This window comes from Brevundimonas sp. Bb-A, from assembly GCF_009394735.1.
Taxonomy (GTDB): Bacteria; Pseudomonadota; Alphaproteobacteria; order Caulobacterales; family Caulobacteraceae; genus Brevundimonas; species Brevundimonas aurantiaca.
Map to the genome: position 1 here is coordinate 1,962,570 of NZ_CP045456.1, position 14,665 is coordinate 1,977,234.

Consider the following 14,665-nt stretch of genomic DNA (forward strand, 5'->3'; position numbering starts at 1 on the left):
GCGTCAGCCCGCCAGGGCCTCGACCGTCATCCGTTTCAGCAGGTCGCCACCCTGGCCCACGGCCGCCAGGCGGCTGGAGACATGGCCCAGGACATTGGCGGCATAGAGTTCGTAGAGGTCCAGCTTGCCCTGCAGCCAGACGGGATCGCCGTCGGCGGCGTCCAGCCGCGCCTTGGCGGCCAGCGCCCCCTTGGCCAGCATCCAGCCGCCGATGACGTCGCCCAGCAGCTTCAGATAGGCGTCCGCTGCGGCCAGGACGTCGGCCGCCGCATCGGGGTCGGCCTTGCGGTCCAGCAGCCATAGGGTGGCGTCCTCCACCGCCTCGACGGCCGTGGCGAACCGTTCGACCGGCTTGCCGGCATAGAGGCCAGAGAGGTCGGCCAGCGTCGTCTTCATGTCGGCGATCAGGGCCTTGGCCGCCTCGCCCCCGTCCATCGACAGTTTGCGCCCGACCAGATCCATGGCCTGGATGCCGTTGGTGCCCTCATAGATCGGGGCGATCCGGGCGTCGCGATAGTATTGGGCCGCGCCGGCCTCCTCGATGAAGCCCATGCCGCCATGGACCTGGACGCCCAGGGAGGCGACCTCGCAACCGACGTCGGTGGACCAGGCCTTGGCGATCGGGGTGAACAGGTCCTCGCGGGCCTTCCAGCGGCGGCGCGCCTCTTCCGTTTCGGCATGACGGGCCAGGTCGGCGGCGACCCCGGTCGACAGGCACAGGGCGCGAGCGGCTGCGGTCTTGGCCTTCATCACCCCCAGCATCCGGCGCACGTCCGGATGATCGAAGATCGGGGCGTTGGCTTCTCCGGTCCAGACCGACCGACCCTGGCGGCGGTCCAGCGCATAGGCCAGGGCGTGCTGATAGGCGCGTTCGGCGATGCCGACGCCTTCGACCCCCACGGCCAGGCGGGCGGCGTTCATCATGACGAACATATGGGCCAGGCCCTCGTTCGGACGTCCGACCAGTTCGGCGCGTGCGCCCTCATAGGCCATGACGCAGGTGGGCGAGGCGTGGATGCCCAGCTTGTGCTCGACCCCGACGGGACGGAAGGCGTTGCGTTCGCCCAGGCTTCCGTCGTCCTTGACGAGGAATTTCGGCGCCAGGAACAGGCTGATCCCCTTGGGTCCCTTGGGCGCGTCGGGCAGGCGCGCCAGGACCAGATGGATGATGTTGTCCGTCGCGTCGTGATCGCCCCAGGTGATGAAGATCTTCTGACCGTGGATGGCGTAGGTTCCGTCGCCGTTCGGCGTCGCCGTCGTGATCAACGAGCCCAGGTCCGATCCGGCGCCCGGCTCGGTCAGCACCATGGCGCCGGTCCATTCGCCGCTGACCAGCTTGGTCAGATATGTCGCCTTCTGCTCTTCCGTGCCGACCTGCTCCAAGGCCTCGATGGCGGCGAGAGACAGCATTGGACACAGGCCGAAGGCCATGTTGGCGGCGTGGACGGTCTCATAGGCCGCCAGCTCCAGGGCCTTGGGCAGGGCCTGGCCGCCCGCCTCGACCGGCGCCGAAAGACCGGTCCATCCGCCGGCGGCGAACTGGCGATAGGCGTCGGCGAAGCCGGGAGCGGCCGTGACGGCGCCGTTGGCGTAGAGCGAGCCCTTCTGGTCCCCAATGCGGTTCAGCGGGGCCAGCACCTCCTGCGAAAACTGTCCGGCCGCCTCCAGCACGGCTGAGGCGACGTCGGAATCGTAATCCGGAAAGGCGCCGGTGGCGGCGACGTCCGCCATGCCGGCCACGGCCTCCAGGGTGAAGGCCAGATCACGAACGGGGGCGCGGTAGCTCATGGGTTTCCTCAATGTCCTTTCCGGCTTAAGTGCCTCGCCGAAGCCCCCCGTCGCAAGAGAGACTTGGCGCAGGCGGGGCAGTCGGGGCACAGTGACGCCCTGCCGCGAGGGAAGGGAAGTCGCCATGGCCGAGCCGCGCAATCGCTATTCGTCGGTGTCACTGGCTTTGCACTGGATCATCGCTGCGGCGATCCTGGTCCAGGTGCTGCTGATCACCGCCCATGAGAGCACGGAAGGACCGCTGTCCGGGCAGTTCGTCATGCTGCACAAGTCGCTGGGCGTGTCGATCCTGATCCTGACCCTGGCCCGCATCGGCTGGCGACTGGCGCACCCGGCCATTCCCTTGCCCGCGCAGATGCCGCGCTGGGAGCGGCTGGCGGCGCGCGCCACCCATGTCCTGTTTTACGTCGTCCTGATCGCCATGCCTCTGTCGGGCTGGCTGGCCACTTCGGCGGCGGGACGCGACTTCGCCTGGTTCGGCCTGTTCGACTGGCCCCTGTTGCCGGTGGGCGGCGGGCGCGAGGCCGCCGGTCGGTTCATGGACGTCCATGAGACGGTGATGAAGGGCCTCTACGTCCTGATCGCCCTGCATGTGGCCGCGGCGCTGAAGCATCAGTTCATCAACCGCGACAATGTGCTGCATCGGATGATCCCCCTGATCCCGCGGCGGCCGTGAGGGACGCGGGCGACCCGCCGGATCAGGCCGCCGCCGCCCTGCGACGCGGCGAACTGATCCTGCTGCCGACCGAGACGGTCTATGGCCTGGGCGCCGACGCCGCCGATCCGCGAGCGGTGGCCGCCATTTTCGAAGCCAAGGGAAGACCTCGGTTCAACCCCTTGATCGCGCATGTCTCTGACGCCGCCGCCGCTGAGGCGATCGGCCTCTTCGACGCCGCCGCCCGTTCCCTGGCCCAGGCCTTCTGGCCGGGGCCGATGACGCTGGTGGTCCCGGTGCGGGATCGGACCCGCGTCTGCGATCTGGCGCGCGCCGGGCTGGACAGCGTCGCCGTGCGCGTTCCCGGCCACGCCCAGGCGCGGGCTGTGCTGTCGATGTTCGGCGGTCCCGTCGTGGCGCCGTCGGCCAACCGCTCGGGCCGGCCCAGTCCGACGACCTTCGCCGACGCCGTGGAGGAGACCGGCTTCGCCGTCTCGGCCGCCGTGGACGGCGGTCCTTGCGCCGTCGGTCTGGAAAGCGCCGTCGTTTCGGTCCTGGATGGACGGGTCGCCCTGCTGAGACCCGGCGCCGTCACCCGAGCAGAGATCGAGGCCGTGGTCGGCCCCCTGGACGAGGGTGGCGACGGGCGACGCTCGCCGGGCCGGCTGGCCGTCCACTATGCGCCTGACGCCCCTGTGCGGATCGAGGCGACCCAGCCGCGTCCGGGCGAAATCCTGCTGGGGTTCGGGCCGGGCGTCGGCGACTCCCGCTGGAGTCTCAGTCCTTCCGGCGATCTGCGAGAAGCCGCCGCTAATCTGTTCAAGTTGTTCAGAGAAGCAGACCGAGCCAAGCCGGCGGGCATAGCCGTGGCGCCCATTCCTTCCTCCGGACTGGGCGAGGCGATCAACGACAGGCTTCGGCGAGCGGCGGGCTTCGTCGGCTAACCGAACCGCGCCTGAAGATCGACGCTGGAGCGGCGTCCGACGCTGGCGAGACAGGTCTCCAGCCAGTCGTCCGCAGCCGCCCGGCCACGGGCCTTCAGGTCGGTCAGGAAACTCCATTCCGTGTTGAACTTCGACCTCAAGGAGAGGTCCGACAGCCAACCGTCGGCCTCGATGGCGTGCAGGCGCAGCTGTCGATAGGGGCCTGAGCCGTGTTTCAACTGGCCCTGGCTGATCATTTCGCCGGCCATGGCGATGGCGCGCAGTTCGGCCAGCAGCGGCGCGTTGAAGAGGATCTCATTCAACCGATCGACGATGTCGCCCGCCGCGCGGGGCGTCTCGTCGCGCACCATCGGGTTCAGCGTCACCAGCAGCACGTCGTCCGGCGTATCATCCCCCGTCAGGGGCCAGAGCGGCGGATTGGTCAGATAACCGCCGTCCCAGTACGGCTCCCCCTCGATCTCGACGGCCTGGAACAGGTGCGGCAAACAGGCCGAGGCCATCAGGACGTCGGCGGTGATCTCGCTGGACGCGAAGATGCGGGCCCTGGCCTGGCGCACAGCCGTGGCAGCGACGAACAATTTGACGTCGGAGCCCTGGACCGCCTGAAAATCCACGGCCGTCTTCAGAACCCGCTTCAGAGGATTGTGGTTCAAGGGATTGAATTCATACGGGCTCATTGACAGAGCCAGGGTTTCTCCGGCGCGCCAGAGCGGCGTGTCCTTCAGCCAGTCGGGCGCCTGGGCCGGATTCCACAGGGCGCTGTCGCCGAAGACGTTGCGGCCCCCCGACTGGTTGATCTCGCGCCACAGCCGGTCCAGGGCGGCGCGGGCGTCGCCGCTCGCCAGGCCGGAAACCAGGGCGGCCCCGTTCATGGCGCCGGCGGACACGCCCGAGACGGCGCGGATATCCAGCCGATCGTCTTCCAGCAGTCGATCCAGCACCCCCCATTGGAAGGCGCCGTGCGCCCCGCCGCCCTGAAGCGCCAGACAGAAGGGCCGCCGGCCTGCCGAAGCGGCGGCCAGGTCCGTCGGCTCGGCGGTCTTGCGTTTGAAGATCGCCATAGGTCGGCCCCCGCTGGGATGATCTTATTGAGCGGTCCAGCCGCCGTCGATCGAGAAACTGGCGCCGTTGGCCGAGGCGCCCAGGTCGCTGACCAGATAGAGGAACAGCCCCGCCAACTGATCCGTCGTGACGAACTGTTTGGTCGGCTGGGCGGCCAGGATCACGTCGCTCATGACCTTCTCAGGACTGATGCCGCGGGTGCGGGCCTGGTCTTCGATCTGCTTTTCCACGATCGGCGTATGGACGAAGCCGGGGCAGATGGCGTTGCAGGTGATGTTGTCCTGCGCCAGCTCCAGCGCCACCGTCTTGGTGAAGCCGATGACGCCGTGTTTGGCCGCGACATAGGCCGATTTGAAGGGGCTGGCGACCAGGCCGTGGGCCGAGGCCATGTTGACGATCCGACCACGCCCCTGGGCCTTCATGATCGGGATGGCGGCGCGGGTAGCGTAGAAGGCCGAGGACAGGTTGATGGCGATGATCTGTTCCCATTTGTCGGTGGGAAACTTCTCGACCGACTCCACATGCTGGACGCCGGCGTTGTTGACCAGAATGTCCAGGCGGCCGAACTCGCGCTTGGCGAAGGCGACCATGTCGGCCACCTCCTCGCCGCGCGTCATGTCGGCGGGGTGATAGCGCACCCGCACGCCGGAAGACGCTTCAAGCGCGGCGCGGGTGCGCTCGATCTCGGCCGGATCGCCCAGGCCGTTCAGGACCACGTCGCCGCCCCGCGTCGCCACCGCGCGCGCCAGGGCCAGGCCGATGCCCGAGGTCGAGCCCGAGATCACCGCCGCCTGACCCTTCAGATCGCCGATGTCGCGGAAGTCAGGGGACTGGGGCGAGGTGGACATGGATGCGCCTTTCGTTCTTTCGCGAGAGACTAGCGGGGGCGCCCGGCGAAGATCAAGAATTTCCCGACCTGATGAATATCCATTCGGTCTCGGTCGAGGCCGCCTTGTCGAAACCGTAGCCGTTCCGATCAAAAGCCTTCAGATCCTCGACTCGTTCCAGCCGTTCGTCGATGGCGAAGCGGCTCATGGCGCCGCGCGCCTTCTTGGCGAAGAAGGAGACGATCCGCGTTTCGCCGTTCTTCTCCTCGCGGAACTGGGGCGTGACGACCGGCAGTTTCAGAGCCTTGGCGTCGACGGCGCCGAAATATTCCTGGCTGGCCAGGTTGACGACGACCGGATCGGGCGATCCCTGGGCTCTGAGGTCTTCGGCGTCGGCGTTCAGCTGTTTGGAGATCCGATCGCCCCAGAAATCATAAAGGCTGGAGCCGCGGCGGGTCTTCAGCCGCGTGCCCATTTCCAGTCGATAGGGCTGGATCCGGTCGAGCGGACGCAGCAGCCCGTAGAAGCCGGACAAAATCCGCAGATGGTCCTGGGCGAAGGCCAGGGCGGCGGCGTCCAGCTCACGCGCCTTCAGCCCCTCATAGACGTCGCCGGCGAAGGCGAAGGCGGCCTGGACGCCGTCCGTCGATTCCGAATCGAACGCCCTGAACCTTTCCAGATTCAAGGTCGCCAGATCATCCGAAATCCCCATCAGGCGACGCAGGTCGGCCTTGGTCTGACGCCGCGCCGTCGCCGCCAGGCTGGCGGTGTCTTCCAGAAAACGACGCTCCGTGCCGGGCAGGGCCGGATCGGCCGGCGAGAAGTCGAGCCGTTTGGCGGGAGAAAGAAGGATCAGCAAGGGACGGCTCCGTGATGGCGCCGCTCACATAGGCCGCTTCTGCGAAGATTTGAACGGGCGAGGCCGGAATGCCGCGGCTCAGCCGCCGAAGCCGCCTTCGTCCAGGAATGCCTGCTCTTGCGGCGTCGTCGCGCGGCCCAGGGCGAGGTTGCGGTGGGGAAAGCGGCCGAAGCGCACGATGATGTCGCGGTGCAGGCGGCCCCATTTCTCCAGCTCGGCGTCGCCGGCGACCAGGGCCAGGTAGCAGTCCTGATCCTCGAGCCGTTCGGAATGTTCGAAGGGCAGCAGGAGGAAGTTCTTCAGCTCGGGTTCGACCCGGAGGTGCCAGCCGCGCGCCACCGCCTGTTCGGCGAACATCAGCGCCAGGGGATCGGTGGCGAACTGATGGGCCGTGCCGCGGAAACTGTTCCTCGGATACTGATCCAGCAGGATCAGCAGGGCCAGGGCGGTCTCGGGGGCCTCGATCCAGTCGTCGCGTTCGCGCCGGGCGGCCGACAGGTGCAGATCCTGGCCGCGCGTCCGAAACTGGGCGTCGAACGCCTCGTCCTTGGCGAACCAGTTTTCGGGACCGGCCTCTTTCCAGAAGGCGACGACGTCGGATGAGGTTATGAAGGGGGCCATGAGCCAGATCCTAGCCAATCCTCTGCCCGTCTTCCATGACCGCGACTGCGATCTTTCGATCATTCGCGGCAAGCGCGTGGCCATGATCGGCTACGGCAGCCAGGGACGCACCCATGCGCTGAACCTGCGCGATTCGGGCGTGACCGACATCGTGGTCGGCCTGAAGCCCGGTTCGAAGACGCGGGCCGTCGCCGAGGCCGACGGATTTACGGTGATGACGGCGGGCGAGGCGGCGGCGGGGGCGGACGTGGTCGCCGTCATGACCTCGGACGAGGCGCATCGCGACCTGTGGCGCGACGAGCTGGCGCCGACTGTGCGGCCCGGCGCGGCCCTGGTCTTCGCCCACGGCCTGTCGGTGCGGTTCGGCCTGGTGGAGCCCCGCGCCGACCTGGACGTGATCCTGGCCTCGCCCAAGGGGATCGGGCCGCGCATTCGCGACCTGTACGAGGCCGGGGAGGGGGTCTTCTGCCTGTTCGGGGTGCATCAGGACGCGACGGGCGGGGCCCATGCGCTCGGCCTGTCCTATGCCGCGGCCCTGGGCTGCGGACGCAAGGGCATTCTGGAGACGACGATGCGGGACGAGTGCGAGAGCGATCTGTTCGGCGAACAGGTGGTGCTGTGCGGCGGGATCGCCGAACTGATCGATTCGGCCTTCATGAAACTGGTCGAGGCCGGCTATCCGGCCGAGGTGGCCTGGTTCGAATGTTTCTACGAGGCCAAGCTGGTCACCGACCTGATGTACGAGCGCGGCATAGCCGGCGCCTTCGCCAAGATCTCCAATACGGCGGAGTACGGGGCCTACCGCACCGGCCCGCGCGTGATCGGCGCCGAATCGCGCGCCGCCATGGATCAGGTCCTGGCCGAGGTTCAGGGCGGAGGATTCGTGCGGGATCTGATGGCGGACTATGACGCCGGCTCGCCCGACCTCATGGCGCGGCGCGCGGCCCTGGGGCGGCGGCCGATCGAGTCGGTGGGGGCGCGTCTGAACGCGGTGGCGCGGCGGGCGCGGGAGACGGCGGCGAACGACGACTGATGCGCGGGAGATGACTCGTCATCCTGTGCGTCCTTATCGACGCCATGCGGCGGACGGGCCGGCCCTCGGGTCGAGCCCGAGGGTGACGATCACTAGAGGTATGAGAGAGAATGGTCGGAGTGAGAGGATTCGAACCTCCGACCCCTGCGTCCCGAACGCAGTGCTCTACCAGGCTGAGCCACACTCCGACCGTGGGGGCTGGCCGCAAGGCGTCGCCCCGAAGTGAGGACGCGGCTTATAGCCATGGGTTTCGGAGGCCGCAAGCGTCCATTTCGACCTTCTTCGCAGTCGGCGAAAATTGTCCTGAGCGGGGGTGTTGCATCCGAAAACGGTTTGGCCTATCTGACCGCCTCCGCCGCACGAGAGTGCTGCGGACGCCGGACCTGCTGGGGAATGGTGTAATGGTAACACTCCGGTTTTTGGTACCGTCATTCTAGGTTCGAGTCCTAGTTCCCCAGCCATCCGCCCCTCCCATAAGCAAAGGCCTGCCTTGGGCCTCCCTTGGCGTCAGGCCGTCGTCGCTGACCGGCTCTTGGCGTGGAATCGAAGCGCGCCAAGGCCGCTCGACGCCGGAACCTTCCCGACCGGCCTAGCCTCAAGACGCGGACGATTCAGCGCGGAGGCGGCTTTCTGGCGCGCAATTCCCAGGGCGGCGCGATTCGCAATGAACTGGTGGCCGAACGGTGTTGGGGTTACAGCGCCCCTTGTCAGGGGCGATCCAGCCCTCTAGAGCCCACTGCCTGCCCATGCGGATGTGGCGGAACTGGTAGACGCACTGGATTTAGGTTCCAGCGCCGCGAGGCGTGGAGGTTCGAGTCCTCTCATCCGCACCAAGCAAAAAGGCCCGGGATCGATCCCGGGCCTTTTTGTCTTTGTAGGGCAGGCTTATCGCGCTTCGCGCTGCTTGAGGCCATTTTGTGGGCCCATCGCGCGTGGCGTTAGTTGAGGCGCCGTTGGCGCGCCACTGTTTCCCTTGCGGCGAAGAAAAAGGCCGGGGCGTCGACCCCGGCCTTCTTTGCATCAGTCGCGTTCTTCCTTGGAGCCGGGGGCCGGGGCGCCCGGCATGGGCGGGACCGGGCCCACGGGAGCGTCCGGCGACAGTTCCGGAACATCCACCAGGCCGCGGGCGACGTGGCTCTTACGGAAGCCATAGGCGAAATAGATCACCAGGCCCACGGCGCCCCAGATGGGCAGAACCATCTTGGCGTCATGCGGCAGGTTCCAGAACAGGAAGGCGCAGCCGGCGGCCGAAAGCGGCGCGATGATCCAGACCAGGGGCGTCTTGAACGGACGTTGCCGGTTCGGATCGGTCTTGCGCAGGATCAGGACCGCGATCGACACCATGAAGAAGGCGAACAGGGTGCCCGAGTTCGAGATGTCCGCCAGTTGGCCGACCGGGAACAGGGCGGCGGCGATGGCGACGGCGACGCCGGTGAACAGGGTCACGACATAGGGGGTCTTGAACCGCTTGTGCATCTTGGTCAGGCCTTCCGGCAGCAGACCGTCGCGCGCCATGACGAAGAAGATGCGGGTCTGGCCGTAGATCATCATCAGGATGACCGAGGGCAGGGCCAAGAGGGCGGCGGTGCCCAGGGCGTTGCCGACCTGCGGATGGCCGATGACGCGCAGGACGTGGGCCAGGGCCTCGTTCGAGCAGACCAGGGCCTCGGCGTTGGCCGGCAGGGCGCAGGCGGCGACGAAGGCAGGCGAGCCCGGCTGGACGGCTTGACCGGCGGCGCCGAGGACCGGCTGGGCGCCGATGGCGCCGGCCGCGCCCAGGGCGACCAGCAGATAGAAGACGGTGCAGAAGGCCAGGGAGCCGATCAGGCCGATCGGCACGTTGCGCTGCGGGTTCTTGGTCTCTTCAGCAGCGGTGGAGACGGCGTCGAAGCCGACATAGGCGAAGAAGATCGAGGCGGCGGCGCCGACGATGCCCATGCCCGAATAGGCGCCGAACAGGCCGTTGGGCGCGAAGGGCGACAGGTTGGCGGTGTCGATGACCGGCAGGGTCAGGACAATGAAGACCGTCAGGGCCGCGACCTTGATCGCCACAAGGATGGCGTTGACGCGGGCCGACTCGGTGGTGCCCAGGACCAGCAGGCCCGTCACGGCCAGGGCCACGATGATGGCGGGAATGTTGACGATCCCGGCCGAGAAGTCCGGCGTCGGGATGAAACCGTTCATGCTCCAGGTCGGTCCGGCGGATAGGAGGTCCGGGAAGTCGAAGCCTATCCCGTTCTCTATCAGGCCCAGCACATAGCCGGACCAGCCCACCGACACGGCCGAGGCCGCAACAGCGTATTCGAGGATCAGGGCCCAGCCGACGCACCAGGCGAGCAGCTCGCCCAGGACGGCGTAGGTATAGGTGTAGGCCGAGCCGGAGACCGGGGCCATGGCCGCCAGTTCCGAATAGCAGAGCGCCGCCACCGCGCAGACCGCGCCGGCGATGACGAAGCTGACCATCATGCCGGGGCCGGCCTTCTGAGAGGCCGCAGCCGTCAGAACGAAGATGCCGGTGCCGATGATGGCGCCGATGCCGAGCAAGGTCAGTTGAACAGGTCCGAGCGACCGATGAAGCGACTTCTTCTCGGCCGTGGCCAGAATCGCGTCGAGCGACTTAACGCGCCACATAGAATACCCCCACGTTTACGGCGGCCCTCTGGCCGCGTCGGCGGGGACGCTAGCGGCGGAATGCGGGCCGCGCAACGCGCATGACGGCGGGGTGAAGCGCTCACGACGCTTTCGTGATCGTGGCGCATCGGGGGCGCATCGGGCTAGAGGCGGATCATGTTGCCGATCCACGCCGTTCTCGACCCGCTGAAATCCGCCCTTGCAAACGGAAATACGGCGGTTTTGGCCGCCCCGCCGGGGGCGGGGAAGACCACGGTCGTCCCCTTGGCCCTGCTGGACCAGGCCTGGCTGGGCGACGGACGGCTGCTGGTGCTGGAGCCGCGCCGTATCGCCGCACGGGCCGCCGCCGACCGGATGGCCGCCACCCTGGGCCAGGAGGCGGGCGGGACGGTCGGCTACCGCACCCGGCTGCAGAGCCGGATCGGGCCGAAGACGCGGATCGAGGTGATCACCGAGGGGGTCTTCACACGGATGATCCTGGACGACCCCGGCCTGGAGGGGGTGGGAGTGGTCCTGTTCGACGAGTTTCACGAGCGCAGCCTGGACGCCGACCTGGGTCTGGCCCTGGCGCGGGAAACGCAAGGGGCGCTGCGGGAGGATCTGCGGCTGCTGGTGATGTCGGCCACCCTGGACGTGGCGGGGGTGTCGCGGTTGCTGGACGGCGCGCCGGTGATCGAGGCGGAGGGGCGGGCCTATCCGGTCGACACCCGCTATCTGGGCCGCAATCCGACCGAGCGGTTCGAGGAGGCGATGACGCGGGCCTGTCTGACGGCCCTGGGCGAGGAGACGGGGTCGGTTCTGGCCTTCCTGCCGGGGCAGGGCGAGATTCATCGGGTCGTGCGGCAGATCAACGAACGGCTGAGGCTGCCGAACGTCGACGTGGTTCCGCTGTATGGCGGACTGGATCGGGCGGAGCAGGACCGCGCCATCGAACCGGCGGCGCCGGGGCGGCGCAAGCTGGTGCTGGCGACCTCGGTTGCGGAGACGAGCCTGACGATCGACGGGGTGCGGGTGGTGGTGGACGGCGGCCTGTCGCGCGTGCCTCGGTTCGAGCCGTCCAGCGGCCTGACCCGGCTGGCCACGGTTCGGGTCAGCCGGTCGTCGGCGGAACAGCGCCGGGGACGGGCGGGACGGACCGAACCGGGCGTCTGCTATCGGCTGTGGGACGAGGAACAGACGCGCGGCCTGGTCCCGCATCAGCGGCCGGAAATCCAGGAAGCGGACCTGACCGGCCTGGCGTTGGATCTGGCGCGATGGGGCGCGCGGTCGGTCGAGGGGTTGGCCCTGCTGGACCCGCCGCCGGCCGGAGCCCTGGGCGAGGCGCGCAAGGTGCTGACGCGGCTGGGGGCGCTGGATGCGGAGGGCGGGTTGACCGATCACGGGCGGCGGCTGACACGCATCCCCCTGTCGCCGCGCCTGGCCCATATGGTCGCCGTGGCCTCGGACGGGCACGACGCCATGACGGGCGCGCGGATCGCGGCGGTGCTGAGCGAGCCGGGATTGGGCGGATCGAACGTGGATCTGCACGACCGGCTGGTCGGCCTGGCGCGGGACCGGTCGCCGCGGGCGCGGGATGCGTTGAAACTGGCTGAGCGCTGGGCTCGGGCGGCGGGCGGCGGCGCGGGCGGGTCGGTCGATGAGGGACTGCTGCTGGCCGAGGCCTTCCCCGAACGGATCGCGCGGATGCGGGGCAAGGCCGGCGAGATGCTGCTGGCCAGCGGGCGCGGGGCCATGGTCGAGGCGACCGATCCCCTGGCGCGCGAGACCTGGCTGGCGGTGGCCGAGCTGGGGGGCGGCGAGGCGCGGGACCGGGTGCGGCTGGCGGCGGCGCTGGACGCGGCGACGCTTGAAACCGATCTGGCGCGGCTGATCGAAACCGAGGAACGGCTGGCGCGCGAGCCCTCGGGCCGGGCGGTGATCAAGCGCATCCGACGGATCGGCGCGATCGTTCTGGATGAGAAGGTGATCGGGACGCCTGACGCGAGCCAGTTGTCGGCCGTGCTGAAGGCCGAGGTCGAGGCCGAGGGGATCGGCGCCCTGCACTGGGGCGAGCAGGCCTCGGCTCTGCGGGCGCGGCTGGCTTTTCTGCACGGGCTGGACCCGGCCTGGCCTGATGTGTCGGACGATGGTCTCATGGCGGCGCGCGAGGCCTGGCTGTGGCCGGTGCTGGAGGGCGCGAAGTCGCTGGCGGCGACCAACGACGGCAGGCTGGCGGACGCCTTGCGGGGGCTGATCCCCTGGGATCTGCAACACAGGCTGGACGAACTGGCGCCGCCGCGACTGACGACGCCGCTGGGGTCGGCGGGCATCGACTACGGCGCGGAGGGCGGACCGCGCGTTGAGATCCGCGTTCAGGAGTTGTTCGGCGTGACGACCCATCCGACGGTCGGCGGCGGCCGCGTTCCCCTGACCCTGGCCCTGCTGTCGCCGGCGCGGCGGCCGGTGCAGGTGACCCAGGACCTGCCGGGATTCTGGGCGGGCTCGTGGGCGGCGGTGCGCTCGGAGATGCGCGGCCGCTATCCGCGCCATCCCTGGCCCGAGAACCCGGCCGAAGCCCAGGCGACCAACCGGGCCAAGCCCCGCGGGACGTGAAGCGTCGAACCGGTCCCAAGCGGCTGCAACCGGGCGGCAAGCGCTGCGTTGAGCCAATCTCGCAGAGGACGCCCCATGGCACTTACCCAACTCGACCCCCCGCTGCCTGTCACCGTGCAGGATCGCGGCAAGGGGTTCGCCTTCGCCGTCATCGACTATGGTCAGGAGCACAATCTGATCTGGGTGACGGCCATTACCGAGACCGGAGAAATCTGGTGCGCGCCCAACCCGGTCGTGCGGATGCAGGCGAACTGGACCATGGGACGGCCGTCGCCCGCAGGTTGAGGCTTTTCAGCGGGGGAAGATGACGCGATATGGTCAGGCGCACCTGCGGTGCGCCAACCGGGGACGAAATCGTGTCGAACGCCAGGATCATATCGCCCACAGCCGGCAAGGCGCGGGTTCTTTTCGCCAGCCTGATCGGCACCACGATCGAATTCTACGACTTCTACATCTACGCCACGGCGGCGGTGCTGGTGTTTCCGCAGCTGTTCTTCCCGGGCGGAGACCCGACGACGGCCATGCTGTCGTCCTTCGCCACCTTCTCCATCGCCTTTTTCGCAAGACCGGTCGGCGCCCTGGCTTTCGGGCATTTCGGGGACCGGGTGGGACGCAAGGCGACCCTGGTGGCGGCCCTTATGACCATGGGCCTTTCGACCGTGGCCATCGGCCTGCTGCCGACCCATGCGACGGTCGGTATTGTCGCTCCCCTGCTGCTGGCCCTGTGCCGGTTCGGACAGGGGCTCGGCCTGGGCGGCGAATGGGGCGGGGCTGTGCTGCTGGCCACCGAAAACGCGCCGCCGGGCAAGAAGGCCTGGTTCGGCATGTTCCCGCAACTGGGGGCGCCGATCGGCTTCATCCTGTCGACGGGCGCCTTCATCGTCCTGACCTCGACGATGGGCGAGGCCCAGTTCGAGGCCTGGGGCTGGCGCTTGCCCTTTCTGGCCAGCGCCGTCCTGGTCTTCGTCGGTCTGTGGGTGCGGTTGAAGATCACCGAGACCCCGGAATTCCAGACGGCGATGGACCGGAAGGAGCGGGTCAAGGCGCCGGCCGTGACCCTGTTCGCCCAGCACAAGACCGCCCTGTTCCTGGGGACGTTCAGCGGGGTGACGACCTTCTCCCTCTTTTATCTGATGACGGTCTTCGCCCTGGGCTGGGCGACGACGGGGATGGGGCTTGAGCGCGGCGAGGTCCTGCCGGTCCAGCTGATCGGTGTGCTGTTCTTCGCCGCCTTCATTCCGGTTACGGCCCTGCTGGCCGACCGGTTCGGCCAGGTGAAGGTGCTGATCGCCTCGTCGGTCGGCATCGCCCTGTTCGGCGGCCTGTTCGCCCCCCTGTTCGGCGCGGGGCTGACGGGGCTGCTGATCTTCTTCGCCCTGGGCTTTGCCCTGATGGGTTGCACCTATGGCCCTATCGGCGCGGCCATGGCGCGGCCCTTCCCAACGGCCGTCCGCTATACGGGGGCGTCCATGGCCTTCAATCTGGCCGGGATCGTGGGGGCGTCGCTGGCGCCCTATCTGGCGACCTGGCTGGCCAAGACCTATGGGCTGGCGGCGGTCGGCGGCTATCTGGCCCTGTCGGCGGTGGTGACCATACTGGCCCTGTGGGGCATGGGGCGGGTCAGCCCGGAGACGGAACTCTGATACGGAACTC

The 14,665-nt window shown here is 68.5% G+C and carries 12 protein-coding genes and 3 tRNA genes; 8 read left to right on the plus strand and 7 right to left on the minus strand.

Annotation, left to right across the window (positions count from 1 at the left end; genetic code table 11):
- Positions 1 to 3: 3 nt before the first annotated feature.
- Entirely contained in the window at positions 4 to 1,788 is a 1,785-nt protein-coding gene (locus BSP_RS09665) for an acyl-CoA dehydrogenase (RefSeq protein WP_152950208.1), read from the minus strand.
- Between the two features lie 124 nt (positions 1,789 to 1,912).
- On the opposite strand from BSP_RS09665, the gene BSP_RS09670 reads away from it, so the two are divergent.
- Together BSP_RS09670 and BSP_RS09675 are read left to right on the plus strand one after the other, a co-directional pair.
- Positions 1,913 to 2,464, plus strand: a complete 552-nt coding sequence (locus BSP_RS09670; RefSeq protein ID WP_054765639.1) for a cytochrome b — start codon at positions 1,913 to 1,915, stop codon at positions 2,462 to 2,464.
- Entirely contained in the window at positions 2,461 to 3,387 is a 927-nt protein-coding gene (locus tag BSP_RS09675; protein WP_152950210.1) for an L-threonylcarbamoyladenylate synthase, read from the plus strand. Before BSP_RS09670 ends, BSP_RS09675 begins: the two co-directional genes overlap by 4 nt.
- Here BSP_RS09675 and BSP_RS09680 read toward each other — a convergent pair.
- The 4 genes from BSP_RS09680 to BSP_RS09695 all read right to left on the minus strand — a co-directional run bounded on the left by BSP_RS09680 (position 3,384) and on the right by BSP_RS09695 (position 6,756).
- Positions 3,384 to 4,448 carry a patatin-like phospholipase family protein gene (locus tag BSP_RS09680; RefSeq protein WP_152950212.1) on the minus strand — a complete coding sequence of 355 codons (1,065 nt, stop codon included), beginning with the start codon at positions 4,446 to 4,448 and terminating at the stop codon, positions 3,384 to 3,386. The genes BSP_RS09675 and BSP_RS09680 overlap by 4 nt on opposite strands.
- A 24-nt stretch (positions 4,449 to 4,472) precedes the next feature.
- Positions 4,473 to 5,297, minus strand: a complete 825-nt coding sequence (locus BSP_RS09685; RefSeq protein ID WP_152950214.1) for a 3-hydroxybutyrate dehydrogenase — start codon at positions 5,295 to 5,297, stop codon at positions 4,473 to 4,475.
- 52 nt (positions 5,298 to 5,349) lie between these two features.
- A complete protein-coding gene (yaaA, locus tag BSP_RS09690) occupies positions 5,350 to 6,135 on the minus strand; it encodes a peroxide stress protein YaaA (protein WP_152950216.1) in 786 nt (261 codons plus the stop codon).
- Positions 6,136 to 6,213: 78 nt separating this feature from the next.
- Positions 6,214 to 6,756, minus strand: a complete 543-nt coding sequence (locus tag BSP_RS09695; RefSeq protein WP_152950217.1) for a DUF924 family protein — start codon at positions 6,754 to 6,756, stop codon at positions 6,214 to 6,216.
- Here BSP_RS09695 and ilvC point away from each other — a divergent pair.
- Positions 6,755 to 7,789: a ketol-acid reductoisomerase gene (gene ilvC, locus BSP_RS09700; RefSeq protein ID WP_152950219.1), complete on the plus strand. Its 1,035-nt coding sequence runs from the start codon at positions 6,755 to 6,757 to the stop codon at positions 7,787 to 7,789. The two genes, BSP_RS09695 and ilvC, sit on opposite strands and share 2 nt — an antisense overlap.
- 111 nt (positions 7,790 to 7,900) lie before the next feature.
- Here ilvC and BSP_RS09705 read toward each other — a convergent pair.
- Positions 7,901 to 7,977 (minus strand) — tRNA-Pro (locus BSP_RS09705).
- Between the two features lie 199 nt (positions 7,978 to 8,176).
- Here BSP_RS09705 and BSP_RS09710 point away from each other — a divergent pair.
- Together BSP_RS09710 and BSP_RS09715 are read left to right on the plus strand one after the other, a co-directional pair.
- Positions 8,177 to 8,250, plus strand: a tRNA-Gln gene (locus BSP_RS09710).
- Positions 8,251 to 8,537: 287 nt separating this feature from the next.
- A tRNA-Leu gene (locus tag BSP_RS09715) sits at positions 8,538 to 8,622 on the plus strand.
- A gap of 187 nt (positions 8,623 to 8,809) precedes the next feature.
- Here BSP_RS09715 and BSP_RS09720 read toward each other — a convergent pair.
- Positions 8,810 to 10,420 carry an amino acid permease gene (locus BSP_RS09720; protein ID WP_152950221.1) on the minus strand — a complete coding sequence of 537 codons (1,611 nt, stop codon included), beginning with the start codon at positions 10,418 to 10,420 and terminating at the stop codon, positions 8,810 to 8,812.
- A 156-nt stretch (positions 10,421 to 10,576) separates the two neighbouring features.
- Here BSP_RS09720 and hrpB point away from each other — a divergent pair, with 156 nt between their 5' ends.
- The 3 genes from hrpB (at position 10,577) to BSP_RS09735 (ending at position 14,655) form a co-directional block, all read left to right on the plus strand.
- Positions 10,577 to 13,012 carry an ATP-dependent helicase HrpB gene (gene hrpB, locus BSP_RS09725; protein WP_152950223.1) on the plus strand — a complete coding sequence of 812 codons (2,436 nt, stop codon included), beginning with the start codon at positions 10,577 to 10,579 and terminating at the stop codon, positions 13,010 to 13,012.
- A 75-nt stretch (positions 13,013 to 13,087) separates the two neighbouring features.
- Positions 13,088 to 13,297 carry a hypothetical protein gene (locus BSP_RS09730; RefSeq protein ID WP_042823661.1) on the plus strand — a complete coding sequence of 70 codons (210 nt, stop codon included), beginning with the start codon at positions 13,088 to 13,090 and terminating at the stop codon, positions 13,295 to 13,297.
- A gap of 71 nt (positions 13,298 to 13,368) precedes the next feature.
- Positions 13,369 to 14,655 (plus strand): MFS transporter, encoded by a 1,287-nt coding sequence (locus BSP_RS09735; RefSeq protein ID WP_152950224.1) that lies wholly within the window; start codon positions 13,369 to 13,371, stop codon positions 14,653 to 14,655.
- The last annotated feature ends 10 nt before the right edge of the window (positions 14,656 to 14,665 follow it).

Bases quoted from the DNA above. Each gene is read 5' to 3' on its own strand.
- BSP_RS09665 (WP_152950208.1), bottom strand. From the start codon at position 1,788: ATGAGCTACCGCGCCCCCGTTCGTGATCTGGCCTTCACCCTGGAGGCC.
- BSP_RS09670 (WP_054765639.1), top strand. From the start codon at position 1,913: ATGGCCGAGCCGCGCAATCGCTATTCGTCGGTGTCACTGGCTTTGCAC.
- BSP_RS09680 (WP_152950212.1), bottom strand. From the start codon at position 4,448: ATGGCGATCTTCAAACGCAAGACCGCCGAGCCGACGGACCTGGCCGCC.
- BSP_RS09685 (WP_152950214.1), bottom strand. From the start codon at position 5,297: ATGTCCACCTCGCCCCAGTCCCCTGACTTCCGCGACATCGGCGATCTG.
- ilvC (WP_152950219.1), top strand. From the start codon at position 6,755: ATGAGCCAGATCCTAGCCAATCCTCTGCCCGTCTTCCATGACCGCGAC.
- BSP_RS09695 (WP_152950217.1), bottom strand. From the start codon at position 6,756: ATGGCCCCCTTCATAACCTCATCCGACGTCGTCGCCTTCTGGAAAGAG.
- BSP_RS09720 (WP_152950221.1), bottom strand. From the start codon at position 10,420: ATGTGGCGCGTTAAGTCGCTCGACGCGATTCTGGCCACGGCCGAGAAG.
- hrpB (WP_152950223.1), top strand. From the start codon at position 10,577: ATGTTGCCGATCCACGCCGTTCTCGACCCGCTGAAATCCGCCCTTGCA.
- BSP_RS09730 (WP_042823661.1), top strand. From the start codon at position 13,088: ATGGCACTTACCCAACTCGACCCCCCGCTGCCTGTCACCGTGCAGGAT.